The sequence below is a fragment of the Candidatus Rhabdochlamydia porcellionis genome (genome assembly GCF_015356815.2).
Classification (GTDB): Bacteria; Chlamydiota; Chlamydiia; order Chlamydiales; family Rhabdochlamydiaceae; genus Rhabdochlamydia; species Rhabdochlamydia porcellionis.
The window spans coordinates 932,902-958,171 of sequence record NZ_CP075585.1; the positions used below are offsets into that span (position 1 = coordinate 932,902).

The following is a 25,270-nucleotide window of genomic DNA, read 5'->3' on the forward strand; positions in this document are numbered from 1 at the left end:
ACTTTTGAGTGCTATTTAAGAATGATCTTTATTATAGATCACTTGCATATCTTGTTTCAATTTTTCTACTAGAACACTAACTCGTTGACTAAATTCCGCAGCATTGCGGTTTTCATCAAACAAAGAGATGCTTTTTTCTTTCAATACAATTCTTTGAGAAGCATGTCTTTCAATCCATCTATGGATTTCAATTAACTTCTTTTTAAGAGCAGGGGCTGTGACTTTTTGATCAAAAGACTCTAGATGTTTTTTTAATTTTTCTCTTACTTTTTTTGTTTTTAAACTCTCTTCCGCAATCTCTTTTTCGTATCCGGGTTTCATCCAAAGCTCCTATCTATTACCTTAAATCAAGCCAATGCTCGTATAATAAAGTAAAATAGATATAAAATCAAATATTTATTTAACAGAATCTAAAATGGATTAAAAAGATTGATAAAATGGGTAGGAATAGCAAAATGTTTAGTTGTAATTTGTTTTAAAGATTCTACGCCTATTTTTTCTGTAGAAAAATGGCCTAAAGCAAAGAAATGCATCCCATTTTCATAAGCTAAGTCCCAAATTGGTTCGTCAAAACTACCTGTAACAAAACAATCTATCTTTTCTTGAATAGCTTGTTCTATCATCCAATGTGCTCCTCCCGATACGATAGCAACAGAAGATATTTGCTTTTTACCTCCTAATGCAGCGTGTGCTATGTGCTCATAATACGCTTCTAACTTTGTTTGAAAACTCTCTACTAAAGTAGGTTTAATTTGAGCCTTTACTCCAATCTTATTTGCGCCCAGTAATCCAAATGCTTTTAAGTTTGTAAAACCTAAATCGCGAGCTGCTTTCCAATTATTGCCAACTGTTTGATGTGCATCCAATGGTAAATGATAAGCTAACAAAGAAATTTTATGCTCTAATAAAAGTTGAAACTTTTGTTTTTTAGAACCCAAAAGAATACAAGAGGTTTTATCCCAAAAAACCCCATGATGTACAACAAGAGCATCTACTTTTAAGGCTATCGCTTGTTTAATAGTTGCTAGGCTAGCTGATACAGCAAATGCCACACGGGAAATAGTCTTTTTACCTTCTATCTGTAGGCCATTTGGACATACATCTGAAAACAACTCAGGCTGCAAAAGTTGATTGAGGTATTGTAACAAATCTTGTAAGGTAATCATTAGCAATGATAATTAAATACATGATTAGTTTATGTCTAGAGAAGAAATAAAAAAAAGGGTTGGTTACAAAGCTGCTGAACTAATTGAAAATAACATGCTAATTGGACTAGGAACAGGATCTACTGCTTTTTATTTTATCGAAAGATTAATCCAACGTTCTCATCAAGGATTAAAAATAAAAGTGGTTGCTAGCTCTCAACAATCTTTTATACAAGCTAAACAAGGAGGTCTTCATCTTTTAGATATCAACAGATTATGTTCTCTTGACTTAACTGTAGATGGAGCAGATCAAATCGATTCTCAAAAGCGTATGATTAAAGGAGCTGGTGGGGCACATGTAAGAGAAAAAATTATGGCAAATATGAGCCGAGAAATGATTGTAATTATAGATGAGAGTAAAATAGTAAAAGAGTTGGGAAAAATCAAGGTCCCTGTTGAGGTCCTCCCCTTTGCTGCAACAGCTACCATACACCATATTGAACAAGCGGGCTATAAAGGTCTTCTACGTACAAATGCTGATCAATCTTTGTATATTACAGATAATCAAAATTATCTTTTCGATATCTATTTCCCCTCATTCATTTCTTTTCCAGAACAAGAACATCAAAAATTGATCCAAATTCCAGGAGTGATAGATACGGGTTTCTTTTTTAATTTAGCTAAACGAGTAATTACTGGATTTTTCGATGGACAAATTGTAACTAAATAATAAATAGTCAAATTAAAGAGAAAAAGCATGGATTCTGAATTAATTCCTATTACTTTCAATAAAATCATGCAATCACGCTCTTATACCGTGATTATCCTAGGCACAGAACAAAAACGCTTTGCTATCTATACAGACCCTCAAGTGGGAAATAATATTCAAATGCATCTAACAGAAAAAAAAAAACCACGTCCTTTTACTCATGATCTCATTCATGCCATTTTTTCGGGTCTTGATATTCGGACAGCACAAATTGTTATCCATGATGTAGAAGATACCATCTACTTTGCACGTTTATACTTGGAACAAAAGATCGGCGAAAAAACAACCATCTTAGAAATTGATGCTAGACCTAGTGACTGTATCACCCTTTCTCTTTTAAACAATATTCCTGTCTTTTGTAGAAAAGAAGTTTTCGAAAAAGCTATCCCTGTTGAGGAATAAGCTAAATATCAAAAGATCTAATTTATAAAAAAATGTATAACTAACCCTTCTATAAGAAGAACTATCAATCCAATCATATTTTAGAAACTTGCTATAGGAATATCCGTTGTATAGAAGACGTGCTAACTAAGCACTCCGACTTTGTACTTACTGGGAGTAAAGCTTTATTAAAAAGTGATATCTCGTAAATAGATGCAATAGAAACATCTATTGAGCAATCAAAAAAACCAAAAATATTTTTATTCAGGAAAAAAGAAAATGTCATATGCAAAAGGTCTATTGAAGATTTCTTTGTCTAGCATAAAAGAAGAAAGACCATCTACACCCCATTGGGATTGTATAGCAATTTAACTTTAAACTTTCACGACAAAGAAGTATGATGCTTACATGGCATATTCCTATGATTTAAGAAAAAAAGCACTAGACTATGTAGAGAAAGGCAATACAAAAGAAGAAGCAAGTCGAATCTTTGGAGTGACGGCACGCAGCATATTTAATTGGATCAAGAGAAAAGAGCAAAGGCGCTTGGCTCCTAATAAAATTGAAGGAGAAAAGCTAAAAGCGTACCTTCAAGAGAATCCAGATAGCTACTTAAAAGAAATAGCCGAATGCTTTGGAGTAACGATAACTGCGGTCTTTTATGCATGTAAAAGACTAAAGATTACTTTAAAAAAAAGACGCCCTTCTATCAAGAAAGAGATGATAAGAAAAGAGAGAAGTTTCAAAAGAGAATAGAGGAAATTGCTGAAGAAGATCGAGTTTATGTCGATGAAAGTGGGATTAATGAATATCTTCAAAGGAAGAATGCGAGGGCGCCCAGAGGGAAAAAGCATAGGGAGCTGTATCAGGAAATCGTTATCACAGAGAAAGTTTTATAGCAGCTAAGAGAAGCCTTAACCTTATATTCAAACCTTGCAGAAGCTATTGATCAATCTTTTTTACAAGTGTGTAGTTAATGGAAATTTTAAATTCAAACTACTATGTTGCAACCAATGATTTAACTATTTATTACATCTTCTATATCTAGAGTATGGAGTCGGACTCGTTTTGACAAAGCTTTTTCGGTTAGTGCTTCTAGTTGTTTATTGAAGTTTTCCCTAATAGCAATGTAGTCTGGGTTTTCTAAGTTAGCAGAATTTTCTCTTGCATCTACTATAGCTTGATATTCTTCTTTATAATGAGTAGAAAGAGCTGCTATCCATTTATCATGAAGATTAAGAAACTCAAAATACGCTTTTTGGTGACTCTGCTGGCTTAAGACAAATGCTTTAGCCTTTTCTAGGTCATCAGGAGTTAGTTGACTGCAGTCAAAGAAAAGCATATTTTGCATGTTTACAGGAAGATTTAAATCCTCTTTGAGTTTGATGAGGTATCCAAGGTATATTTCCACTTCATCAACTTCCTGATCAGGATCTTCAGCTTCAGATCGTAAAACGCTAATTTTATTTTCAGCAATTGCTTCTAACATATTGATAGCCCATAAACCTTTAAGAAGATCTGCTAGAGCATGCATGTTTGTAAAAGAAACAGTTGCAAGTTGATGAGCAACACCTAAATTTATAATAGACAATGCCATTCTATCACCACATGTTCTTACTGCATCATGAATAATCGTATCAAAAGTTGCACGAAACTCTTGGTTGTCATTAGCTTCAGTTAAGTAGTTTATCACTTGAGTAATTAATTCTTTTTGTAATTCTCCTCCCTTTTTAAAGTCAGCAATATCAAATAGTCGCTTTAGCCAAAGGTACAAATCTTCTGATTCTTCGAGCTTAGAAAACTCTCTAGGAGGCTTTTTTATTAATTGATACATCATTGCTACGAACTCTTTCATTGTATCATGAAGAATGACCTTAGGACCCTTGTAACGAAAACTAGCAATAGCTGTTAAAAGTTGTTCTAGAATCACTGGATCAATATTATGGTTCCCTCTCAAAGCAATAACACTAGATTCGGGAAGTTCTAGTATTTTCAGAGGAATTTTAGTTAAAGAATAGTTATTGCTAAGCTCTAATATTTTTAGCCGAGATAGATTGCCGAATGTGTTAGATAAAGTTATGAATTTATTAGTTTTAAGCCCTAGCTGTGTTAGTCGGGATAGATTACCGAATGTATCAGGTAAGGTTGTAAGTTGATTTGTACTAAGCCCTAGCTGTGTTAGTTGAGATAAATTACCGAACGTATCGGGTAAGGTTGTAAGTTGGTTAGTACTAAGTCCTAGCTTTGTTAGTTGGGATAGATTACCAAATGTATCAGGCAAGATTGTAAGTTGATTTGTACTAAGCCCTAGCTGTGTTAGTTGGGATAGATTACCGAATGTATCGGGTAAGGCTGTAAGCTGATTAGTGCTAAGATCTAACCAAGTTAGCTTAGATAGATTACCGAATGTATCGGGTAAGATTGTGAGTTGATTAATATTAAGACTTAGTGATGTTAGCTGGGATAGATTACCAAATGTATCAGGCAAGATTGTAAGTTGATTTGTACTAAGCCCTAGCTGTGTTAGTTGGGATAGATTACCGAACGTATCGGGCAAGGCTGTAAGCTGATTAGTGCTAAGATCTAACCAAGTTAGCTTAGATAGATTACCGAATGTATCGGGTAAGATTGTGAGTTGATTAATATTAAGACTTAGTGATGTTAGCTGGGATAGATTACCAAATGTATCAGGCAAGATTGTAAGTTGATTTGTACTAAGCCCTAGCTGTGTTAGTTGGGATAGATTACCAAATGTATCAGGCAAGATTGTAAGTTGATTTGTACTAAGCCCTAGCTGTGTTAGTTGGGATAGATTACCGAACGTATCGGGCAAGGCTGTAAGCTGATTAGTGCTAAGATCTAACCAAGTTAGCTTAGATAGATTATCGAATGTATCGGGTAAGATTGTGAGTTGATTAATATTAAGACTTAGTGATGTTAGCTGGGATAGATTACCGAACGTATCGGGCAAGGCTGTAAGCTGATTAGTACTAAGGACTAGCTTTGTTAGTTGGGATAGATTACTGAATGTATCGGGTAAGGTTGTAAGCTGATTAGTACTAAGGCCTAACCATGTTAGCTGAGATAGATTACCAAATGTATCAGGCAAGGTTGTAAGTTGGTTAGCACTAAGATCTAAACATGTTAGCCTAGATAGATTACCGAATGTATCGGGTAAGATTGTGAGTTGATTAATATTAAGACTTAGTGATGTTAGCTGGGATAGATTACCAAATGTATCAGGCAAGGTTGTGAGTTGGTTAGTATTAAGATCTAACCATGTTAGCTGAGATAGATTACCAAATGTATCAGGCAAGGTTGTAAGTTGGTTAGTATTAAGATCTAACCATGTTAGCTGAGATAGATTACCAAATGTATCAGGCAAGGTTGTAAGTTGGTTAGCACTAAGATCTAGTTCTGTTAGTTGAGCTAGATTGCTGAATGTATCGGGTAAGGTTGTAAGTCGATTCTCGCTGAGATCTAAACCCTTTAATGTATGATAAAAGCAAGAAATATTAAAAATATCAGGTAAGGAACTTAAGTTTAGACTAGATAAGTTTAAGTTTTGGTTTGCGCTGTTATTAAAAAAATCAAGAATTCGATTTGCAGCTTCTATTCTATTCTCTTCTAAAGGTGCTTCTTTTTGCCATTCTTCTACAATATCTGTAAATGAGTGCTTTAATTGAGATGGATCGTTGTTACTGCTATTTATTATCCCATGAATTATTTTTAATAGGCTTATCATATAAATTATCTTTAATATATTTATTTAATAAATATTATAATTAATTTACTTAAAATAGTCAATAAGTTTATCAATAACTAAATTTATTATTTTAAATACTAGTTACAATGTTTTGAATTTAAAATTTCTATTAACTATACACTTGTAAAAAAGATTAGAGCTCTTTTGAAACTAGGAAAATAAAAAAGCCCTTGTATAAAATAATGCTCTTAAAAACATGTAAAGGCATGATGAAATTTGAAAAAAACAAAAGATTTAGATAATATATCTCTTGCATAACCAATAAAATATCAGTAAGATAATTAAAAAAAACCATAACAGATTTTATTTACGAGACACGATTGTTTAAAGGAATTTAGAAACGAAGAATTTCGCCGATTGACAGGGGTAAAGAGGTCCACATTTGAAAAGATGGTGAATATTTTAAAAGAAGAAGAATCCTCAAAGAAAGCTCTTGGAGGTAGACCCAATAGATTGTCTATAGAAGACCAACTTCTTATGACTCTTGAGTACATAAGAGAATATCGAACCTATTTTCATGTTGCAGCTTCCTATCAGATTTCAGAAAGTGCTTGTTATCGGAATATTCGTTGGGTAGAGGATGTGCTCATTAAGCATCCTGACTTTGCACTTCCTGAGCGTAAAGCTTTGTTAAAAAGCAACACATCTTATGAAGTTGTTTTAATAGATGCTACAGAAACACCGATTGAAAGACCAAAAAAAACCAAAGGTATTTTTACTCAGGAAAAAAGAAAAAGCATACGATAAAAAGCCAGGTGATAGTAGACAAAAAAAATCGGAAGATTATTTGCACTGCATTTGCAAATGGTAGGCGTCATGATTTTCGTTTATTTAAAGAATCCAAAGTAAAAATCCATCCTCATACCAAAATAATTACAGATACAGGATATCAAGGATTAAAAAAGCTTCATAAAAAAACACAAATGCCCAAAAGGAGAACTAAAAAAAAATCCCCTAACAAAAGAAGATAAATGCAACAACCAATATCTAGCTAGAGAGCGCTCTATTAATGAAAATGTGATTGGCTTGCTTAAACGTTTTAAAATACTCTCTGATCGTTATAGAAATCGACGGAAACGTTTTTGCTTAAGATTTAATCTTATAGCTGGAATTTGTAATTGGGAGCTTGAAAATTAAGTTATGCAAGAGATCTAATGAGTTTAATGCTTGAAAAGTCTTTTTTCTAACACACTTCAGTATACACCATGAAAACATTCAAGAAAAATGAAAAAGATCTCTAATAATTAATATTAAATTTATTACGAGCTAGTGTAAGTATTGCCTTCACAGCTTCCTCTGCATCTTCTCCAACAGCCTCTACATTGATCTTAGCTCCTTTATCAGCAGCTAAGATCAAAATACCCAAAAGAGATTTAGCATTCACAATCTCTTGTTGATATTTCAATGTAACATCTGCTTTAAAGCCTGTAGCACATCTAAGCAATTCTGTTGAAGGACGTGTATGTAGACCTTTTTCATTAACTACAATAAAAAAATCTTTGTATTTTTTTTTCATTTTAGAATTAAAAACACTCATTAAAAGTAAGTCTTGTTTTTCAACAAAACTTTTAATTAATATTTAATATAATTTTTTATGATAAAGCAGCTTTTTATTTATTTTACCCTAAATAATGCTGCCATAAAAAATTATACTTTATATTGAGCTATCCTGCTAGAAAAATCTGCTTTAAGGTCTTTCGAGAAATTTTTCTAATTGAGTTACTAGTTGATCAAAAGAGTGCATGGCAATCTTAACGGATTCTGTAGAGCGCATATCCACCCCTGCTTCTTTTAGAAGATCTAAAGGATTTTTACTGGAACCAGCAGATAAAAACTGTAAATATTTTTCCCGAGCAGAAGATCCTTCATTACAAACTTTTTCTGCTAAAGCATGAGCAGCACTAATTCCTGTTGCATATTGGTATACATAAAAATTATAATAAAAATGAGGAATACGCAAACATTCAACATCTAATTCTGCATCTAAGCTAAAATCTTTACCGAAATATTCTTCATTTAGCTTTCGATATTGATCCTTTAAGACAGCTGGTGTTAAAACTTGAGAGGAATCCACTTTCTCATGCATGGCTAACTCAAATTCGGCAAACATAGTTTGCCGAATTAAAGTAGATCGAATGGCATCTAACTTCTGATTAATTAAGAATGCCTTTTGTTCTTTTGTCTGCGATTGGTTAAACAAATAGCGAAAGAGCAGTTCTTCATGGAAGGTAGAAGCTACTTCTGCTACAAAAATGCCATATTGAGAATATTGATAAGGTTGGTTTAAACGACTGAAATAGGAATGCATGCTATGACCTACTTCATGAGTTAAAGTCATCATATCATTAAATGTTCCCTGGTAATTCATCAAAATATAAGGCATGCTATCATAACATCCACTTGAATAGGCACCTGAGCGTTTGCGTGGGGTTTCATAACGATCTACCCAACGATCTTGTGTTAACCCTCTTTTAACAATTTCTTGGTAAGCTGCTCCCAAGGGAGATAAAGAAGCCACAATCCACTCCACTGCTGTATCATAATCAACATCCATTTCCATATCTTTTACCAGAGGCACAAATAGGTCATAGGCATGCAGGCTTGAAACTTTTAAATACTTTTTACGCAAAGAAATATAACGATGTAGAGAAGGCAAATGCTCATGCACTGACTGAATCAAAGAAAAATAGACTTGAGGGTCGATCTCATTTACATAAAGAGCAGCCTCCAAGCAGGAAGGATATTTACGTGCTTTTCTTTCAAAGACATGCTTTTGTACTTGACCCTGTAGTAATTCACTAAGTGTATTTTCATAAGCCAAAAAACCACGGTGTAGTGTTTTAAATGCATTTTCCCTTAATGTACGATCTTTTTCTTTCAAAAGGGTTAAATACCTACCATGAGTTAAAACATGCCTATTTTCTTTACTATCATATATATCTGGAAATTTTAAATCTGCATTATTAAAAGCTTCAAATGCTTGGCTAGAGGTTTCTAGAGATTTACCTACAAGAGCCATTAGTTCTTCTTGTTCTTGAGATAATGTGTGGTTTTTAAGGCGGATGATCTTTTCTAAATATAAACGATAAGGAGCTAAAATAGGATCCTTAATAAAAGCGTCTAACGCTTTCTCCGGTGCTCGTAATAAAGCAGGCTCAATCCATGCTGTTTCTTGGCGAAAGGCATATAAAACCGTACTAATACGAGACATAGCTATTTTTGCAACCTCTTCTGCTACATCTTCGTCGTGTCTTAAATGAGCATAAGTATAAAGCTTAGATAGTTGCCTTTCAATCTCCATACAAGTCTCAATAAGTTCCTTTAATTGCTCTGAGTCTTTTTGCCAGCTAGATTCAAAAACTGCAATCTCTGGCCAATGAGTGGTTTGCTTCTCTCTTGCAAAAAGCTGCATTTGATCTTCCCAAACTTCCCAGGAGCTATATAGCTGTTCTACATCCCAACAGTCATTTTTCTGCATTTGCTCTCTTGAATTAAAAGACGGGGTATAAACCTGTTCTGTTGTCATAAATGCACCTTAAACTTAAGTAACTTTAATATTAAGATGCTATCATACGCAAAATCTCTTTGATTAGTCAACTCTATCTCTGTAAGAGTGTCTATATTAAATTTTTTTATTGATATTTTTTAGCACTATAACGTCAAAAGTGCTAATTTACATTGTCAAAATTCCCTTATTTTTCTATAATAAGGCCTGAAGTTTTTTTTAACAAATTTACAAAGAGAGATATCCTCTCTTTTTATTATTTCCTTCAACCCTTTACTTAAAAGGAGATGAAAATGACAACTGCAACCAAAAAAAAATTTAAACCTTTAGGAGATCGCGTTCTTGTTCAGCATATAGAAGAACAAGAAACACTAAAAGGTGGTATTTTACTTCCGGATACAGCTAAGAAAAAAGGGCAATTTGCTATAGTTATCGCTGTTGGTACAGGAGCTACTACACCTGAAGGGAAACCAATTCCCACTTTAGTTAAAGAGGGAGACAAGGTTTTAATCGATAAATACGCTGGTCAAGAAGTAACGATTGAAGATGAAGAATTCGTTATCTTACGAGCAAACGAAATTATTGCACTTATCAATTAAGCCAAAAAGGAGTTATCTAATATGGCCAAAAACATGAAATTTAAAGAAGAAGCTAATCAGAAGATTTTAAAAGGAGTGCGTACACTCGCTTCTGCAGTTAAAGTAACTTTAGGTCCTAAGGGGCGAAATGTTGCTATCGAGAAATCTTATGGTGCACCTGTTGTAACAAAAGATGGCGTAACAGTTGCTAAAGAAATTGAATTAGAAGATAAGCACGAGAACATGGGCGCTCAAATGATTAAAGCAGCAGCTAGTAAAACAGCTGATAAAGCAGGGGACGGAACCACTACTGCTACTGTTTTAGTCGAAGCTATGTATAGCGAAGGTTTACGCCACACTACAGCTGGAGCCAATTCTACAGCAATTAAGCGAGGAATTGATAAAGCTACCGATGCAACTATCGCAAAACTTAAAAAGCTGAGTAAACCTATTAAAGACAAGCTCGAGATTGAGCAAGTAGCAACAATTTCTGCTAATGGAGATGCAGATATTGGACAAACCATTGCTAAAGCTATGGAAAAAGTAGGTAAAGATGGAACCATAACAGTTGAAGAAGGCAAAGGACTAGAAACAACTCTTGATGTTGTAGAAGGAATGAGCCTTGATCGCGGTTATGTATCCCCTTACTTTGCAACGAATCGAGAAACACAGGAATGTGTTTTTGAAGATCTTTATATTTTACTTTATGAAAAAAAAGTTTCTTCCGTTAAAGAGTTTGTCCCTATTTTGCAATCGGTTGCTGAAACAGGTCGTCCTTTCTTGATCATTGCAGAAGATGTAGAAGGTGAAGCTTTAACAACACTTGTATACAATCGTTTGACTACAGGTCTTAAGATCTGCGCTGTAAAAGCTCCTGGTTTTGGAGATAGACGCAAAGCGATTCTAGAAGATATCGCTATTCTAACCGGTGGCCAAGTGATCAAAGAAGAAACTGGTCTTAAATTAGAGAAAGTAACACTTGACATGCTAGGCCGCGCTAAAAAAGCGGTAATCGGTAAAGATAGCTTCACCTTAGTAGAAGGCGCTGGAGATAAAGCAAAAATTGAAGAGCAAAAAGTATTATTGCGTTCTCAAATCAAATCTTCTGAGTCTGACTACGACAGCGAAAAGCTGCAAGAGCGTCTTGCCAAGCTTTCAAGCGGTGTAGCAATCATCCGTGTAGGCGCTGCTACTGAAGTAGAAATGAAAGAGAAAAAAGACCGTGTAGATGATGCGGTTCATGCAACCCAAGCTGCTGTAGAAGGTGGTATTTTGCCAGGTGGTGGAGTTTCTTTCATTCGTTGCATCCCAGAATTAGAACAGCTGTGCGATAGTTTAACCGATCCTGATGAGAAAGCAGGGGTAAATATTGTTATAAAAGCGCTAAGTTCGCCTTTACGTCAAATTGCTGAGAATGCAGGTTGTGAAGGTTCTGTTATCGTTCAAAACGTAGCTAAAATGAGCACGTATGAAGGATGGAACGCTTTAAATGATTGTTATTGCGATATGTTAGAAAAAGGGATTATCGATCCTGCAAACGTATCTATTTTTGCTATTCAAACAGCAGCATCTACTGCTGCAATGCTTTTGACAATGGAAGTGATCATTGCGCAAGAGCCAGAAGAGAAGATGCCAAGCCCAGCTGGTATGCCAGGTGCAGATTATTAATCTGTAAATGGCAAAAAAGGCGCTTAAAGATTTAAGCGCCTTTTTTGTTTTCTTGCATCAAAGATTTTTTTTATTTATCTTGAAAATTTAAGATAAAAAGAAGAGGTTCTCGTGAAATCATTTTGCTTTGGGTTGGTAAAGCTCGTTGTTATTATTCTTCTAGCGTTAATTATTTTCGCATTTATCGCTAAGTCTAGACTACCTGATATTGTTTCTAATAACTTATCCAAAAAAATACATGTCCCTGTGCAAATAGATGATATTCATCTCAATTGGAATAGGATCGATATAGATAAAATTACTATCGGTAACCCATCAGGATCTGTTTTACCAAAAGCTTTTTCCTGCGATCGATTATTTTCCCTAGCCCCTTTTACTAACTATCTAAAAAGACACGTTGTTATCGATCAAATCGAAATTGACAACGTATACCTCGGTTTAGAATTCAAATCTCCTCTAAGTACAGATGGAAATTGGTCCAAAATTATAGATCAAGTTAGCTCTTCCTCTACAAGCACTTTCCGCACTGTCTTAATCCAAAAATTAATTTTAACCAATATTGATGTAGATCTAGTCTATCTCTCTGAAGGAAACTCTGTTAAACGCCTTCGCCACATTGATCGAATTGAATTAAATGACGTCAGTAGTGAAGAAGGCATTCCCGCTAATCAAATCACCTCCCTTGTCATACAAGAGATGATCAAGCACATTTTACTAGAACAAAATCTACAAAACTTGATCAAGGATGTAATCAAAAACCCAGAAAAAGGCATAAAGAAGATTCTAAACCCCCTCAAAAAGATTTTTAATACAAAGGTAGTGCTAGAAGAAGAGCTAGTCAGTTAAATCCTAACATCTTCATTGGATCTGGGTATCCATTGATCGACAATTTGGTATTGTTCATTTACCTTAAAGGCGCGAATCTTTTCTTTTTGATCATCGACTAACGTAGCGATATGGTTGAGAAGGTCAATTAAAAACTTCAGTCTATGCTCTACAATCCCCTCTTTTCTAAAGATAAAAGGGCTCAGGATACGTAAATGTAGATCTTTCAGAGCTTGTGGATCTTTTTCTTTTCCCAATCTAAGATTAAATAAAGCCTCATCAATGCAGGCGCTTACATTTCCTCGATCTTTATTATCCTTACAAACAGATGCCATTATGCGAATTTGATATTCTGATTTAAAGTACTCCTTCAAATAAGAATAAAAAACAACTAACAAAACCCGTCTTTCTATTTTATTAAGCTTTGATTTCCCAAGAAAATAGATCTCGTGCAATTTGTTAAGTAATTGCTTTATCTCTTCTCTTTTTCTTGCAGTAGATTTTTTGAATTTTTTAGGAAGTCTAAATCCTCTCTTCTCTTTTATCAAAACCTCTACTAGGCTTTTTTTCCAATCTGTAAGACTTCCTTTATCTATTTCATCAATAACAAGACCATCAAAAGGCAAAGAAAGAAAATGAAAAGTTTCAGCATATGTCTCTTCAAGTTTTTGAATGGCTTCTGCTCGGTTATTATCTGCAAAATGCATAGGATTATTGCTTTCCTTATCCATGTACTGGTGATTTACATGCAGGAAAGAGATTCCTTTTTTTTGTGTATAATCTAAAAATCCTATAAATTCAGAAGCTATAACTGCCGAACCTAAAAGTTGAATGGTTGGTGTTGGATAACGTATATAATCAATGCTATAGTCTTTAGAATCTTGCTTAATCTTATGAATGGACCTTCTCTCAGGCATATTTGCACTAGAGAGTTGATCCGAGTTGATGCCGATTGAGTTACGTAATTTTTCCCAGTTCAATGAAACTGAATGTTTGACTCCTCTAATCCTATGTTTCTTTAAAATTTCGTTATCTTTCTTTATTTGTTCACTTATATTACTCACATTTAATAGTAAATTAGATTCGAGCATATTTCTAAGAATCTTTTCTTGAAGTTCAGTAAAACTTGTACTAACAAATTTAGCAAGACAAAGCTCTTGAATAATAAAAGATAATTCTACATATCTATTGCTCTTATATTCCTCTGTATTAATAGCGTCTCTTAAAGCATACGTATATTCTTCATAATCTTTGGATAACTCATTATTAGAGTGTTTTTTTAATAATTTCTCTACAACTTTAACTAAATGTTCTTGTATAGATAAAGGACCTTCTCCAAAAATCGGTACAAACTTAAAATCTATAGGCTCCTTTGCAACAAACAGTTTCAAATTCTTTAAAAAATTTTCAGGAGTTACTTGAAAATCCTTCTTTAAGCATTTTTCCAATGCATCTCTTTGTATTCCTAAATGTACCGAATACTGATCTGTGTATACTTCTGTGGAAGCTCTCTCTACAACTGCTGTTGTGTCTCGAATTCTTTCCGTGCTATCCAATGTGTGTTTTACAAGAGAAGGAAAATGCAATAGATCTTTTTTCTGTGTAATATTTCTATAAACTAATAACCTGCGTGTACAATCTAGAAAAAAGGTAAAAAACCCTAGGAAAATAAGAGCACTTACCTTAACTACCTTTAATATTGTGGGATCTGTAGAAGCGGGAATAAATCTATTAGTATAATAATATTCTGACAAACTAATAATCATTAATAAAAACTCTTATTTCAAGATTATATATAGTTTGAATATTACAAATTACAAAATATTAGGACAAATAAAATAAGATGAAAGATTACAGACTGAGCTAATTAAAAATTTTTATTAATCATATTAGAAAAGATAAATCTACAAAATGTGAAACGATTGTAATGAGCAAAGAGAAGAATTAAAAAACTTCATACTAAAATCCAAACGCCCAAGAAAAAAAGTAAGAAACTTCCTTTAACAAAACAAGATAAAAGAAATAATCAATTTCTTTCCAAATTTTATCTGATCGTTATAGAAATAGACGGAAAAGGCTTGGTCTGCGATTTAATCTAATTACCGGCATTTATAATTTGGAGCTATGTTAATGGGCTTCGAAAGAGGTTTAATGAATATATTCCTGTTTTTTATCAACAGTTGTCTCAATTTCCCTGACAGAAGTAAAAATATTTTGCACTGTTTGAGATAAAGTCTTACTTATCACTGAGCATTGTTCTTCTTTGCTAATACGAGGGGGGTTATCAATAAAGAGTGCCATTGCCCATAGAGGATCGTATACCCCTATCATGTTCGTGTTTCTTGCATATCCAGCTGAAGGACTATTAATAGGCGGTGTAATCTCTGCTTTTGAAACTCCTATCATAAGAGAAGCCATAACCCAAACAGGCATCATTAAAAAAGCAATTGAGCTTAAAGCAAATTTCCATAGCATCTTTTTTTCTCCTAGGTGTAATTAACAAAGGATATATGATAACAAAAAGCTTAAAAAAATCATATAGAAACCATTTATATAGTAAAGCTATGAAATATAAAAATCTATTTCCTTACTACGCTTTACTGATCTTTATTGGTCTGATCTTTTATGCGCATTCCGAAATGAGCCTAGAGGAAAAAATGGGCCAACTTCTGATGGTACATTTTCATGGAGAAGAGGTCAACCAAGAAGCTAGGATACTTATACAAGATCTGCATGTGGGAGGAATTATTTATTACAATTGGTGCAATGGTCTTGTCTCTGCTTCACAGATATACGATTTAAGCACAAGTTTGCAAAAACTAGCTAAAATTCCTCTTTTAACTACGATCGACTAAGAAAGAGGTCTTGTTCATAGATTAAAATAATGATTTACTCTTTTTCCAGGCAATTTGGCTTTAGCAAAAACAAATTATGAAAAGATACAAGATCAACTGGATAACTCAAATTGATGACTAGAAGCAATCACTCTTTTAGATAGCTTCATAACTCCAATTAAATTAGTTACTAACATCAGAGCAATAGCTATATCTGCTAAGCTCCAAATCAAACTTACTTTCATTACACTTCCTACGGGAACTAAAAGTACATAAAAAAATCTAAAATAATACGCTTTTTCATTACCTATTAAGAAACCCAAGGCTTTCTCACCGCAATAAGACCAAGCTAAAATCGTGGTATAAGCAAATAAAACAAGTGCTATAATGACTATATACCCCCCTATTGCAGAATGTAATCCTTGGGAAAAGGCATAGGTAACCATATTAGTACTAGATAGATCAGGAATTTGCCATGCTCCTGTTATAATCAATACAAGTCCTGTAGTTGTGCAAACAATCATCACAATTAAAGGGGTAATTAAAGTGGTGATTCCATTAATAATAGGATTTTTAGCATGAGCGCTTGCTTGTAAAATAGGCACTATTCCCGTTCCTGCATCAGTAGCAAAAAGTCCTCGATCAAATCCTGTGGTCATCGCTTTAAGCACTCCTATTCCTAAAGCTCCTCCTATAAAAGAAGAAAAACCAAAAGCATGTTGAAACATCAATCCAAAAGAAGGTAAAATTTTATCGTATTGCAAAGCAATAATGATAAAAGCAGTGCCTAAATAAATGAGCGCTTTAAAAGGAACTATATAGGAAGCAAAGTTTGCAATTCTTTGAATGCCTCCTAAAATCACTATGCCCACTACCACTGCAAGAATTATGCTACAATATAAAGGATTGAACCCCATTTTTTCTAAAGGAAGAACAACAGAATTAATCTGTGCAAAATTTCCTACTGTAATAGAACCAAAAAGAGTAAAAACGGCAAACAAGATAGATAGCATTTTATAACCTAAACCATCTCTTAAATAGTACATAGGACCACCTACATACTCATTTTTTGCAGTTTTTTGACGAAAGGAAATACTCAAGACACAACTTACATATTGAATGGCTGCTCCAAAAAAGGCCATTACCCACATCCATACTAAAGCACCTGGACCTCCCGTAGCTATAGCTATAGCCATCCCTGATATATTGCCTGTACCAAAATTCCCTGCTAACACAGAAGATATAGCACCAAAATGACTAATGTTACCTTCTTGGCCTGCATTTTTTTTAGTAACACAAAGAAAGCTTTTTTTTAACTGAAAAATTTGGACGAAACGTAGCTTTAAAGTGAGATATGTACCAGAACAAACAATAGCTGGAAAAACAATAAATAAAGTAAAATATTCAATAATTTTTATTATATACATGTATCTCCTTTTTTTTAAGAATGCCCATGAGTAATATGTAAAAAACAATAACAGTAAAAAGATTAAAAGTTGATCGTATTTTAAAAAAAATTAAATGTTTAAAATCTATGTATAAATATTTTGTTTTCTTCCTAATTTTTTTAGCAAAAAATCTTTCTGCAAAAGAGCTCTCCGATTGCTTCTGTCAGAAGCAATTTCAGAGAGCACATATTGGAATCTATGTATTAGACCTTAATACACAAAAACCCATTTATCAAAGAAATGCCGAGCAGTTTTTCATACCTGCCTCTTTGATGAAAATTCCAACTAGCGTAGTAGCAGTTGCTCTTTTAGGAGGAGACTATCAATTTACAACAAGTTTAGAATATGAAGGTCATATCGATCATGAAAAAACTTTAGAAGGAAATTTATGGATTCGAGGAGGAGGAGACCCAACTACTTCCTTAACAAGTCTATTACAATGGGAAACAGATCTTCAATCTCTTATTACTAAGATCAATGGAACTCTTTTTATCGATACAAGCTGTTTTGAAACAGCATTGGCTCCTAGATCTTGGAGTTTTGAAGATTTAGGCAATTACTATGGAGCTGGAGCCTCAGGACTTACTTTAAATCAAAACACATATTATATTACTTTTCAACCAGGTGAAAAAGAAAATGATCCTACAACTGTCATTAAAATAGATCCCCCTATTCCTAATTTAACTTTCTATAATGAAGTAACTACAGGTTCAGCTGGCTCTGGTGACCAGGTATGCGTTTTTGGATCCGAGTATTCTCCTATCCAGTTTTATCGAGGCAGCATTCCTATAGATCAAACTAGTTTCACCATAAAAGCTGCAATACCTGATCCCGCTCTACTTTGCGGTTTACACTTGAGCAAAAAACTAAAACCAACAAAAGGTATTAAGCTTATTAGAGAGAAAAATGCAAGTATCTCACAGCAAACAGTGATTACTCGTTATAAGTCTGTTTCTTTAAAAGAGCTATTGCAACCCATGAATCAATTTAGCATTAATCTTTACGCAGAACATCTTTTAAAAGCAATTGGTCAAGGCAATAGCAAGCAAGGAACAAAACGCATAGAGTATTTTTTAAAAGATTTGCATATCCCTTCTCAAGTACATGATGGAGCAGGGCTTTCTCGAACCAATTTATTAACCCCTAAAGGAATGGTTACACTTTTATCTTATATTAAGATCTCTGATGTATACCTTCCTATATACATCTCTTTACCCGAACTAAGCCAAACAGGAACACTTCGGTTTTTCCCAAAAATCCCACATGCTCACTTACGAGCAAAATCAGGTAGCATGAGTAATATCTACAATTTGGCTGGCTACATAACCCTTAGAGATAAAAAACAATATGCATTTTCTATTTTCTGCAACCATTATAAGGGTCCTTTAAAAGAGATAAAAAAAGAAATAGCGCTTTTTTTAGATCTTTTGGTGGAAGGGTTAGATCAATGAGCTAAAAATAAAGAATCTACCATGGAGCTCTTTGTGATTTTCTCCAAAATAGAAACAGGGGCAACTTCTGGCATAACAAGGGCTAATCTTGGAACAATCACAGTTTGTTCTAATGCATACTGTCCTGATATTGCCGCATGCGAAACCTGATCGGTAAATACAGCCCAACAAGAATGCGGAGGAAATTCCCAATAATCTTTTGGGCAATTCTCTTGAAACTCCTTATTCTCTTTTAAGAAATTATGCAAATTCAACATAAAAGAATCATAAGGAGAGCGCAGGGTAATTGGCAAACCTAGCCTATGAGCGCTTTTCTTTAAGGATCGGACTAAGCGTCCTGAAAAAGTTTCATGAACTCCTTGAGGAAAAGGCAACTTATTTGTTCCTCCAAAAAGCTCTGCTAAAGTTTCAAAAGGATCGGAGGTAATCCAATACCGCTTTTCTAAAGGATTAATATTGGTGAAAAATCGTAAAATGCGATCTCCATGTACCGGGCGAGAAGGAAAAGAATCCACATGCAAAAGATCGTTACGTGCTCTTGTTCTTAATTGTCTACCTTTTTCCTGGAAAGGTCGAAAGCTCGCATAGTCCAATTTCCATTTATCTGCATAAGGAGCTAAAAGATGAGCTAATAAATCCATTGTTTTTCGAGAATAGCTCTGCATGATATCTAACATCTTTATCTTTTGTTCTTCTGACAAAGCAACAACATTTGTAATCTTATTAGGTTGTGGTTTATAGGCAATATTTTTGCGATTAGCCGCACCTGTCTGTTTTTGTAAAAGTAAAAAATCCAGCTCTTCTTGAGGCAAGTCAAAGGGACACTTTGGGAAAAAAAGGATATTTCCTTTTTCTAGTTCTTCACAATATCTTTGATGATGATCTATTTGCTGTAGATTTGCCTCTTCAACTGTAATTAACTGAGCCATAGCACCTCAAGTGTTTGCAGGTAATCAAAAAATTATTATTCTATTTATTTAAACTCTAATCTAATTTTAGAGAAAAAATAAAGTATTATTTAATAGATATTCTACAAACCAAGACTCCAGAACAAAGAGCTTTCATTCATCTCTTAAACATTTAGTGAAGCCTCTAGGAAACCAAAAACAGAGAAGAAAGCTATTCTTTTATAAATAGCTGGTATAAAAAAGAAATCAGAACTTTTTATCATACTAATTTAGAAAAAACTTCATTTATTGGTTGCATTATACAACTTTGGATTGCACTTAAGTGATATCACCTACTTCTTGATATTCTGTTGGATTAGTAATTAACCTTAAGGTCATTGTGGCTTTTCCACCTCTATTAAAGCCTGCAATCATAAAAAAAATTCTTTCCAAGGCTTATTCTCTTTAAAATTGGATTTTAGTATGAATAAAGATAACAATAAATGATACTTTCGTTGAGTGCATAAATTAAAAATATGCTTGATTTCTTTTTTTTGATAAAAGACACTTCCCTCAGTAACAGGCAGGGAAATAATTGAAAAAGAGAAATTTATGAACAAACTAGAAAAAGTTTTCAGATCATTTTTATGTTTTTCAGTGTTTTTAATCGCCTGGACTTCTAACACTGCACATTGTAGCCATCAAAAAGAAGAAAAAATCTATGTCAAGCCAGAGCAAATTGAAATAACCGGTCAAACCATATTGGTTTGGTCATTGGACGGAAAACCCTTAGCTTTAGCAAAAAGCCTTGGTTTTGATGATCAAGGACTCTACATTAAACAACTTGTAAGAGGCCCTTGTGGAATCCATAATCGTTGGTGTAAAATATGCGGTGGCTGTGGTGTATTACTATGCCCTATGAACTGTACATGTTATGATTAACATTAAAAAAATTTTAACTTTTCAATGCAGACACTGTCTTTTTCTTTTTTTTACCCTAGCTATGGGGTGCTCTCAGCATCCCTATAAGAAATTAACAGAGCTCGAAAGCCAGTACTTAGAAAGTTTTTTTAGACATCTTTTTGAAACTACAACTGCAGGATATGTACTGTATGGAGAGAAACCTCTTCTTCTATGTACTTTTAAATCTGTTGAAAACACGATTCCTGGTACTGTAGAGCACAAAGATGCGGTGCTTTTTACTCAAGGATTCAATACTTGGAAACAATTAAATACCCAGAGCAAAAATTATCTTCTTATTTTTTTTACCAGTAATAAAGCTAAGCCTTTTCAGGAACTGATCCTCATTAACAAAAAAGCATTTGAAGATATCGTTAGAAAAAACTTAGCTTTATTTCAATATAAACTTGGGCCCCAAGTAAATGAACAGAACTTATTAAATAGCATCTTATCTAATGGGTTTTCCTCTTTGTTTAAATCTCATGAAGCTCTTCAAGGGATTCTTTTTGGATATGGAGTAGAGAATTCATTGACTTACGAGAGAGGAAATGCCCTTCGGAAAAAAGCTCTTGGATACTCTAAAATAAATCCCCCCTTCCAATCCACCAACGAACCAATAACAGCAGATGAGCTAAAAGAACGAATCACTAATTACGTAGCCAGCCAAGGAGGCAGAGAAAAAAATCTATTAGACGAGCTCAGAGATTTTTCCTTCTATGTGCCAAAAAATGAAGATGAAATTATTCTTAAAATTCCTTTTAGCTTACATTTAAAATCTGAAGAATCAAAAAAACTTCTAGCTGCCTATAAAGAATCGGAAAGAGCGGTGATCAATCTACAAAATCAAAAAAATTTCGTTGAAAAGGTTCTTGAAAGGCTAAAACAATGATTCAAAAAATTCTCTTTTTTACAGTTGCATCAACATGTATCTTCTTATGCAAAGATCCTATTTTTGCACTCTTTAATAAAAGAAACCTGAATCTAAGCAATATCATGCAGTGTTTAACCAGAAAAGAGCAGGAGAAGCTCCCTCTTTTAATAGCACTATCTCTTAAAGAAATGATTCCTGACAATACCCAGCTTGCAACCTTCATCGAAGGTCTTAAAATAGCAGAGCGAGAAAAAGCAAATAACCAGAAAAGCCTTGAAGTCCAAGCCTACCTTACATATGCAACGCAACTTATGTCGGATCCAAAGATCACAAAAAATTTAGAAACATCTGTGCAGTATCTTCAAAAAAAACAGGAAGAAGGTAGTATCTCTCTAATTGACAATAAAATTTGTTATAAAATCCTGAAAAAGGGAAATGAAAAGGGTATTGATAATAAGATTAGCAAAGTTACAATAAATTTTACGATAAAAGATGTTGAAGATAATCTCCTTGCCGGAAATTATGCAATTTTTGGACCTATTTCATGCATGTTATCTGAGCTAATTCCTGGAATGGCTTATGGGATGTTAGGAATGCGTCTTCATGAGTTAAGAGAAATTTATATTCATCCTGAATTTGCCTATGGAGTTTTTTCTGATTTTGGTAATGGGAAAGCTCTTTCCATACAAGTAGAGCTAGCTGAGTGCGAAGCAACAGACACAGCTTTTTATCCTTGCCTACTTCCAGTAGATCTTATAAAGCTTCATTACCCAAATGAGACTAATATAATTTCTCTACAAGAAGATTATATATCCTTTTGTGGAAAAGCAGCCTGGTCATTTTACAAACAAAAATTGCCTCAATTACAACTTGACAATGTATTGTCCTTTCTTCAAGAAAAAAATGCAGTCTTATCTACAGAAGACAGAAAAAGTCTTTATAAGTTGCAGTGGTTGATCTACAAGAGCCAAAACAACTTCTAATAAATTTGTTCCAGATAGCAGTGGATTTAGTAAGGAAAATAAAAGTGGTCTACTTAAGTTTGAATTTGAATGAAAAACGGGAATTTTTGAATTTAGCTTTTTCAATCTTAAAATTGAGAGATAAAAGATTGCTTGTGACACTGCAACAACCACTTTCATTGCTCATGGCAGCATCACATCAATCAATGTGTCTCCGGGTGCAAGATTCGAACTTGCGACCAATAGATTAACAGTCTACTGCTCTACCGCTGAGCTAACCCGGAACAGAAGAGCCATTTTATAAAGAGTTGTATTTTAGAGCAATAATAGCTTTGCGTTTCTGATAAAAAAATGTAAACTCAATCTTTTTGGGAGTAACTATGGAAGAGATTTACGGCTTTATCGATACGATTGTTTTTGCAGAAGAAGAAAAAGGGTTCACTGTAGCTCGCTTAAAAGAACCTAAAAAAAAAGAATTAACTTGCATTGTAGGGATTATGCCTTCTGTCCAACCAGGAGAAACCATTCGCTGTAAAGGCATTTGGCGTATTCATCCTGAACATGGGCAGCAATTTGAAGTAAAAGCTTTTGAATCACAAGCTCCTTCAGATTTAATAGGGATTCAAAAGTACTTAGAATCAGGAATGATTAAAGGAATCGGGCCTATTTATGCAGAGCGCATAGTCAATCTCTTTGGACTAAATACACTAGATGTAATTGATCAAAAGCCTGACCGCTTATTAGAAGTAGCTGGAATTGGAGAGAAAAGAGTCGAAACAATTAAAACTTGTTGGCATGAACAACAAGCAATTAGAGATGTGATGATTTTCTTAAGAGGTCACAATGTTAGTCCTTCTTTTGCACAAAAAATTTTTAGAATGTATGGTGCTCAAAGTATTGAAAAAGTACGCTCTAATCCTTTTCGTTTAGCTAAAGATATTCATGGTATTGGTTTTAAAACAGCTGATTTAATCGCACAAGGATTAGGAATTGCACAAGATGCTAAAGAGCGAATTTATGCAGGGATTGAGCATACTCTGTGGGAACTAAGCCAAGAAGGACATGTATGCTACCCTATCCAAGACTTAGGTCCTAAAGTAGAAGCAAAACTAGAAGTGTCTAAAGATCTCATTACAGAAGGTATTTCTTCACTAATCCAATCAGAAGAAGTTGTTAAAGAAGAACAGATGGTATGGATAAAACCTCTTTTTTTAATGGAAGTGGGGATTGCTCGAGAAATGATGCGTTTAACACAGCACCCTTGTCGAATACGTGCAGTACAATTAGACAAGGCCTTAACCTGGGTCCAACAAAAACTCTTAATCGATTTAGCAGAAGAACAGCTAACAGCTGTAGCATGTGGTCTTAAGGCTAAAGCTCTTATTATAACAGGTGGCCCAGGGACAGGAAAAAGTACAATTACCAAAGCCATATTAACAATTACTGAGAGGATTGCAAATCAGATTGTTTTAGCAGCTCCAACAGGGAGAGCCGCTAAGAGAATGAGTGAAATTACTGGAAAAAAAGCATCCACTATTCATAGCCTTTTGGAAATGGATTTTAAAATAGGAAAGTTCAAACGCAACAAAGAAAATCCTATTTGCTGTGATTTACTGATTATTGATGAAGCAAGTATGATAGATACTCAACTCATGTACAACTTACTCAAAGCCGTCCCCGATGATGCAAGAATTATTCTTATTGGAGATATCGATCAATTACCCAGTGTTGGTCCAGGAAACGTGCTTAAAGACCTGATTGCTTCAGAGAGGCTTTCTGTAACAGAATTAAAAAAGATCTTTCGCCAAGCAGAAGGCTCTTTCATTGTCACCAATGCGCATAGGATCAACCAAGGACAATTTCCTGATATTTCCTATCATCCACGTAGCGATTTTCAATTTATAGAAAAAGAAGACCCACAAGAGGTCATTGATACTATTGTAAATCTGATTGTAAATCAACTGCCTAGAGTATATCGCTTTCATCGTTTTGATGACATTCAAGTATTATCCCCTATGAAAAGAGGACTTATTGGTAGTGAAAATTTAAACGTTGTTCTACAACAGAAACTCAATCCTTCTCCTACAGCTCTACATCGCATGGGACGCTCTTTTCAAGTAGGAGATAAAGTCATGCAAATCCGTAATAATTACGAAAAAGAGGTTTATAATGGAGATGTAGGAAAAATTACAGAAATGGATCTTACCGAGCAAACGCTTAAAGCAGTCTTTGATTTAAAAACCATCACTTACGATTTTACAGAAATTGATGAGCTAATCTTAGCTTATGCAGTATCTATCCATAAATATCAAGGTAGTGAGTGCCCTTGTATAATCATCCCCATACATACATCTCATTTTAAGATGCTTTATCGCAATTTGTTATATACAGGCCTTACTCGTGGTAAAAAACGGGTGATTTTCGTAGGTACAAAAAAAGCATTAGCTATCGCTATAAAAAACGAAGATGTTTTAAAGCGTCATACAGGTTTAAAACAAGCCATGCAAAAGTTTATACAAACTAAAAAACTATCCCAGACGATACCTATTTAATTTTAAGGAAAATTCTTTACACAAATTCGTAAACATTTGCCAAGTTCATAAAAAAAATTTTGGTAAGCTTGAAAAGCCCCTTCTACACAATCAATTACGCAATTCTCATACTCACATGAGACATAACTACAGCATTCTACAGGATCTCTGTACGTGTTATCAGCTTTTGCAAGCACATAAGTTCCACCTATCAAAGCAATAGCTGGAAAGGCTACCTTACTAATATTTTTAGGAATATTGGAAAGGGAAAAGGAATATCCTGTAGTATTATGAATAATAGCGTTTGTACAGTTAAGCATTTTTACCAGATTCAACATATAACTCCCTGAGTTCTATTTTTCGAATGAAATTTTGACATGTTAAGTTTTATATAGTCAAATATTTTATATGAATAGTAAACAGAAAAATACTGATAAGTAAGCAATTTGCTCAATTTTAAAAAGATTGCATAGACTTATTTCATTAAGTATTCAAACCAATTAAGCTATATACGCAATCTAAGAAGAGCTTAACACAAAACTAAAAAGACCATCAGATCTTGTTAAGATCTGGTTGCATTAGAAACTAAAATGAGAGGCTATGCAATCAGAAAAAGAGAAAAATGATTTATAAATAAACGTATCTGGCGTTAGCTTTTAATAATTATTAACTTCAAGACGCCTCTTATA

General features: G+C 34.0%; 23 protein-coding genes, 1 tRNA gene and 2 pseudogenes. 15 read left to right on the forward strand and 11 right to left on the reverse strand.

Translation table 11 applies throughout. The features are described from left to right. Nucleotides 1–15: 15 nt before the first annotated feature. Together RHAB15C_RS04290 and RHAB15C_RS04295 are read right to left on the reverse strand one after the other, a co-directional pair. The gene (locus RHAB15C_RS04290; protein WP_194845366.1) at nucleotides 16–321 is read right to left on the reverse strand and encodes a hypothetical protein; all 306 of its coding nucleotides are present in this window, start codon (nucleotides 319–321) and stop codon (nucleotides 16–18) included. An 89-nt stretch (nucleotides 322–410) separates the two neighbouring features. After that, nucleotides 411–1,166 carry a Nif3-like dinuclear metal center hexameric protein gene (locus RHAB15C_RS04295; protein ID WP_194845365.1) on the reverse strand — a complete coding sequence of 252 codons (756 nt, stop codon included), beginning with the start codon at nucleotides 1,164–1,166 and terminating at the stop codon, nucleotides 411–413. A gap of 31 nt (nucleotides 1,167–1,197) precedes the next feature. On the opposite strand from RHAB15C_RS04295, the gene rpiA reads away from it, so the two are divergent. From rpiA to RHAB15C_RS04315, 4 genes are all read left to right on the forward strand, one after another. After that, a complete protein-coding gene (gene rpiA / locus RHAB15C_RS04300; protein ID WP_194845364.1) occupies nucleotides 1,198–1,875 on the forward strand; it encodes a ribose-5-phosphate isomerase RpiA in 678 nt (225 codons plus the stop codon). 27 nt (nucleotides 1,876–1,902) lie between these two features. Further along, entirely contained in the window at nucleotides 1,903–2,316 is a 414-nt protein-coding gene (locus RHAB15C_RS04305) for a bifunctional nuclease family protein (protein WP_194845363.1), read from the forward strand. 387 nt (nucleotides 2,317–2,703) lie between these two features. Then, entirely contained in the window at nucleotides 2,704–3,051 is a 348-nt protein-coding gene (locus RHAB15C_RS04310) for an IS630 transposase-related protein (RefSeq protein ID WP_194845362.1), read from the forward strand. A 6-nt stretch (nucleotides 3,052–3,057) separates the two neighbouring features. Beyond that, nucleotides 3,058–3,201, forward strand: coding sequence for a hypothetical protein (locus RHAB15C_RS04315; RefSeq protein ID WP_220716027.1), 144 nt, complete (start codon nucleotides 3,058–3,060; stop codon nucleotides 3,199–3,201). 112 nt (nucleotides 3,202–3,313) lie between these two features. On the opposite strand, the gene RHAB15C_RS04320 is transcribed toward RHAB15C_RS04315, so the two are convergent. Next, nucleotides 3,314–6,040: a leucine-rich repeat domain-containing protein gene (locus tag RHAB15C_RS04320; RefSeq protein ID WP_220716028.1), complete on the reverse strand. Its 2,727-nt coding sequence runs from the start codon at nucleotides 6,038–6,040 to the stop codon at nucleotides 3,314–3,316. 321 nt (nucleotides 6,041–6,361) lie between these two features. On the opposite strand from RHAB15C_RS04320, the pseudogene RHAB15C_RS04325 reads away from it, so the two are divergent. Beyond that, a pseudogene (locus RHAB15C_RS04325) lies at nucleotides 6,362–7,198 on the forward strand (IS5 family transposase). A 100-nt stretch (nucleotides 7,199–7,298) separates the two neighbouring features. Here RHAB15C_RS04325 and RHAB15C_RS04330 read toward each other — a convergent pair. Continuing rightward, nucleotides 7,299–7,577, reverse strand: a complete 279-nt coding sequence (locus RHAB15C_RS04330; protein ID WP_138107085.1) for an HPr family phosphocarrier protein — start codon at nucleotides 7,575–7,577, stop codon at nucleotides 7,299–7,301. A 171-nt stretch (nucleotides 7,578–7,748) separates the two neighbouring features. Beyond that, nucleotides 7,749–9,587: an oligoendopeptidase F gene (pepF, locus tag RHAB15C_RS04335; RefSeq protein ID WP_194845357.1), complete on the reverse strand. Its 1,839-nt coding sequence runs from the start codon at nucleotides 9,585–9,587 to the stop codon at nucleotides 7,749–7,751. Nucleotides 9,588–9,859: 272 nt separating this feature from the next. Between pepF and RHAB15C_RS04340 the strand changes: the two genes are divergently transcribed. From RHAB15C_RS04340 to RHAB15C_RS04350, 3 genes are all read left to right on the forward strand, one after another. Then, complete coding sequence (locus tag RHAB15C_RS04340; protein WP_194845356.1) at nucleotides 9,860–10,165, forward strand: GroES family chaperonin; 306 nt, start codon at nucleotides 9,860–9,862, stop codon at nucleotides 10,163–10,165. Between the two features lie 21 nt (nucleotides 10,166–10,186). Further along, entirely contained in the window at nucleotides 10,187–11,812 is a 1,626-nt protein-coding gene (groL, locus tag RHAB15C_RS04345) for a chaperonin GroEL (protein ID WP_194845355.1), read from the forward strand. A gap of 111 nt (nucleotides 11,813–11,923) precedes the next feature. Beyond that, nucleotides 11,924–12,658, forward strand: a complete 735-nt coding sequence (locus tag RHAB15C_RS04350) for an AsmA family protein (protein ID WP_194845354.1) — start codon at nucleotides 11,924–11,926, stop codon at nucleotides 12,656–12,658. Here the strand turns inward: RHAB15C_RS04350 and RHAB15C_RS04355 are convergent. Next, complete coding sequence (locus RHAB15C_RS04355; RefSeq protein ID WP_194845353.1) at nucleotides 12,655–14,403, reverse strand: hypothetical protein; 1,749 nt, start codon at nucleotides 14,401–14,403, stop codon at nucleotides 12,655–12,657. The two genes, RHAB15C_RS04350 and RHAB15C_RS04355, sit on opposite strands and share 4 nt — an antisense overlap. A gap of 177 nt (nucleotides 14,404–14,580) precedes the next feature. On the opposite strand from RHAB15C_RS04355, the pseudogene RHAB15C_RS07260 reads away from it, so the two are divergent. After that, nucleotides 14,581–14,768 (forward strand): annotated as a pseudogene (locus RHAB15C_RS07260) (IS5/IS1182 family transposase); the annotation flags it as partial. A 17-nt stretch (nucleotides 14,769–14,785) separates the two neighbouring features. Here RHAB15C_RS07260 and RHAB15C_RS04360 read toward each other — a convergent pair. After that, entirely contained in the window at nucleotides 14,786–15,112 is a 327-nt protein-coding gene (locus RHAB15C_RS04360; protein WP_194845352.1) for a hypothetical protein, read from the reverse strand. Nucleotides 15,113–15,201: 89 nt separating this feature from the next. Here RHAB15C_RS04360 and RHAB15C_RS04365 point away from each other — a divergent pair, with 89 nt between their 5' ends. Further along, nucleotides 15,202–15,492: a glycoside hydrolase family 3 N-terminal domain-containing protein gene (locus tag RHAB15C_RS04365; protein ID WP_246587524.1), complete on the forward strand. Its 291-nt coding sequence runs from the start codon at nucleotides 15,202–15,204 to the stop codon at nucleotides 15,490–15,492. A 92-nt stretch (nucleotides 15,493–15,584) separates the two neighbouring features. On the opposite strand, the gene RHAB15C_RS04370 is transcribed toward RHAB15C_RS04365, so the two are convergent. After that, on the reverse strand, nucleotides 15,585–16,898 hold the full coding sequence (locus tag RHAB15C_RS04370) for an alanine/glycine:cation symporter family protein (RefSeq protein ID WP_194845351.1): 1,314 nt from the start codon (nucleotides 16,896–16,898) through the stop codon (nucleotides 15,585–15,587). Between the two features lie 107 nt (nucleotides 16,899–17,005). On the opposite strand from RHAB15C_RS04370, the gene dacB reads away from it, so the two are divergent. Continuing rightward, nucleotides 17,006–18,370, forward strand: a complete 1,365-nt coding sequence (dacB, locus tag RHAB15C_RS04375; protein WP_194845350.1) for a D-alanyl-D-alanine carboxypeptidase/D-alanyl-D-alanine endopeptidase — start codon at nucleotides 17,006–17,008, stop codon at nucleotides 18,368–18,370. Here the strand turns inward: dacB and RHAB15C_RS04380 are convergent. Continuing rightward, nucleotides 18,364–19,299 carry a Kdo hydroxylase family protein gene (locus tag RHAB15C_RS04380; RefSeq protein WP_194845349.1) on the reverse strand — a complete coding sequence of 312 codons (936 nt, stop codon included), beginning with the start codon at nucleotides 19,297–19,299 and terminating at the stop codon, nucleotides 18,364–18,366. The genes dacB and RHAB15C_RS04380 overlap by 7 nt on opposite strands. A gap of 570 nt (nucleotides 19,300–19,869) precedes the next feature. Between RHAB15C_RS04380 and RHAB15C_RS04385 the strand changes: the two genes are divergently transcribed. From RHAB15C_RS04385 to RHAB15C_RS04395, 3 genes are read left to right on the forward strand one after another with little or no spacing between them, the layout of a single operon-like run. Continuing rightward, nucleotides 19,870–20,199, forward strand: a complete 330-nt coding sequence (locus tag RHAB15C_RS04385; RefSeq protein ID WP_194845348.1) for a hypothetical protein — start codon at nucleotides 19,870–19,872, stop codon at nucleotides 20,197–20,199. Continuing rightward, nucleotides 20,192–21,106 carry a hypothetical protein gene (locus RHAB15C_RS04390; RefSeq protein ID WP_194845347.1) on the forward strand — a complete coding sequence of 305 codons (915 nt, stop codon included), beginning with the start codon at nucleotides 20,192–20,194 and terminating at the stop codon, nucleotides 21,104–21,106. The genes RHAB15C_RS04385 and RHAB15C_RS04390 overlap by 8 nt, the downstream gene beginning before the upstream one ends. Next, entirely contained in the window at nucleotides 21,103–22,071 is a 969-nt protein-coding gene (locus RHAB15C_RS04395; protein ID WP_194845346.1) for an FKBP-type peptidyl-prolyl cis-trans isomerase, read from the forward strand. Before RHAB15C_RS04390 ends, RHAB15C_RS04395 begins: the two co-directional genes overlap by 4 nt. A 191-nt stretch (nucleotides 22,072–22,262) precedes the next feature. Here the strand turns inward: RHAB15C_RS04395 and RHAB15C_RS04400 are convergent. Further along, nucleotides 22,263–22,334: transfer RNA gene (locus RHAB15C_RS04400), tRNA-Asn, on the reverse strand. A gap of 96 nt (nucleotides 22,335–22,430) precedes the next feature. Between RHAB15C_RS04400 and recD2 the strand changes: the two genes are divergently transcribed. Further along, nucleotides 22,431–24,602: an SF1B family DNA helicase RecD2 gene (gene recD2 / locus RHAB15C_RS04405; protein WP_194845345.1), complete on the forward strand. Its 2,172-nt coding sequence runs from the start codon at nucleotides 22,431–22,433 to the stop codon at nucleotides 24,600–24,602. Between the two features lie 2 nt (nucleotides 24,603–24,604). On the opposite strand, the gene RHAB15C_RS04410 is transcribed toward recD2, so the two are convergent. After that, nucleotides 24,605–24,919: a hypothetical protein gene (locus RHAB15C_RS04410; RefSeq protein WP_194845344.1), complete on the reverse strand. Its 315-nt coding sequence runs from the start codon at nucleotides 24,917–24,919 to the stop codon at nucleotides 24,605–24,607. Between the last annotated feature and the right edge of the window lie 351 nt (nucleotides 24,920–25,270).

Coding starts and splice junctions, on each gene's coding strand:
- RHAB15C_RS04310 (WP_194845362.1), top strand. CDS start 2,704: ATGGCATATTCCTATGATTTAAGAAAAAAAGCACTAGACTATGTAGAG.
- RHAB15C_RS04380 (WP_194845349.1), bottom strand. CDS start 19,299: ATGGCTCAGTTAATTACAGTTGAAGAGGCAAATCTACAGCAAATAGAT.
- RHAB15C_RS04290 (WP_194845366.1), bottom strand. CDS start 321: ATGAAACCCGGATACGAAAAAGAGATTGCGGAAGAGAGTTTAAAAACA.
- RHAB15C_RS04365 (WP_246587524.1), top strand. CDS start 15,202: ATGAAATATAAAAATCTATTTCCTTACTACGCTTTACTGATCTTTATT.
- RHAB15C_RS04390 (WP_194845347.1), top strand. CDS start 20,192: ATGATTAACATTAAAAAAATTTTAACTTTTCAATGCAGACACTGTCTT.
- RHAB15C_RS04370 (WP_194845351.1), bottom strand. CDS start 16,898: ATGTATATAATAAAAATTATTGAATATTTTACTTTATTTATTGTTTTT.
- RHAB15C_RS04395 (WP_194845346.1), top strand. CDS start 21,103: ATGATTCAAAAAATTCTCTTTTTTACAGTTGCATCAACATGTATCTTC.
- groL (WP_194845355.1), top strand. CDS start 10,187: ATGGCCAAAAACATGAAATTTAAAGAAGAAGCTAATCAGAAGATTTTA.
- RHAB15C_RS04410 (WP_194845344.1), bottom strand. CDS start 24,919: ATGTTGAATCTGGTAAAAATGCTTAACTGTACAAACGCTATTATTCAT.
- RHAB15C_RS04295 (WP_194845365.1), bottom strand. CDS start 1,166: ATGATTACCTTACAAGATTTGTTACAATACCTCAATCAACTTTTGCAG.
- RHAB15C_RS04355 (WP_194845353.1), bottom strand. CDS start 14,403: ATGATTATTAGTTTGTCAGAATATTATTATACTAATAGATTTATTCCC.
- RHAB15C_RS04320 (WP_220716028.1), bottom strand. CDS start 6,040: ATGATAAGCCTATTAAAAATAATTCATGGGATAATAAATAGCAGTAAC.
- dacB (WP_194845350.1), top strand. CDS start 17,006: ATGTATAAATATTTTGTTTTCTTCCTAATTTTTTTAGCAAAAAATCTT.
- rpiA (WP_194845364.1), top strand. CDS start 1,198: ATGTCTAGAGAAGAAATAAAAAAAAGGGTTGGTTACAAAGCTGCTGAA.
- RHAB15C_RS04385 (WP_194845348.1), top strand. CDS start 19,870: ATGAACAAACTAGAAAAAGTTTTCAGATCATTTTTATGTTTTTCAGTG.
- RHAB15C_RS04360 (WP_194845352.1), bottom strand. CDS start 15,112: ATGCTATGGAAATTTGCTTTAAGCTCAATTGCTTTTTTAATGATGCCT.
- pepF (WP_194845357.1), bottom strand. CDS start 9,587: ATGACAACAGAACAGGTTTATACCCCGTCTTTTAATTCAAGAGAGCAA.
- RHAB15C_RS04340 (WP_194845356.1), top strand. CDS start 9,860: ATGACAACTGCAACCAAAAAAAAATTTAAACCTTTAGGAGATCGCGTT.
- recD2 (WP_194845345.1), top strand. CDS start 22,431: ATGGAAGAGATTTACGGCTTTATCGATACGATTGTTTTTGCAGAAGAA.
- RHAB15C_RS04305 (WP_194845363.1), top strand. CDS start 1,903: ATGGATTCTGAATTAATTCCTATTACTTTCAATAAAATCATGCAATCA.
- RHAB15C_RS04330 (WP_138107085.1), bottom strand. CDS start 7,577: ATGAAAAAAAAATACAAAGATTTTTTTATTGTAGTTAATGAAAAAGGT.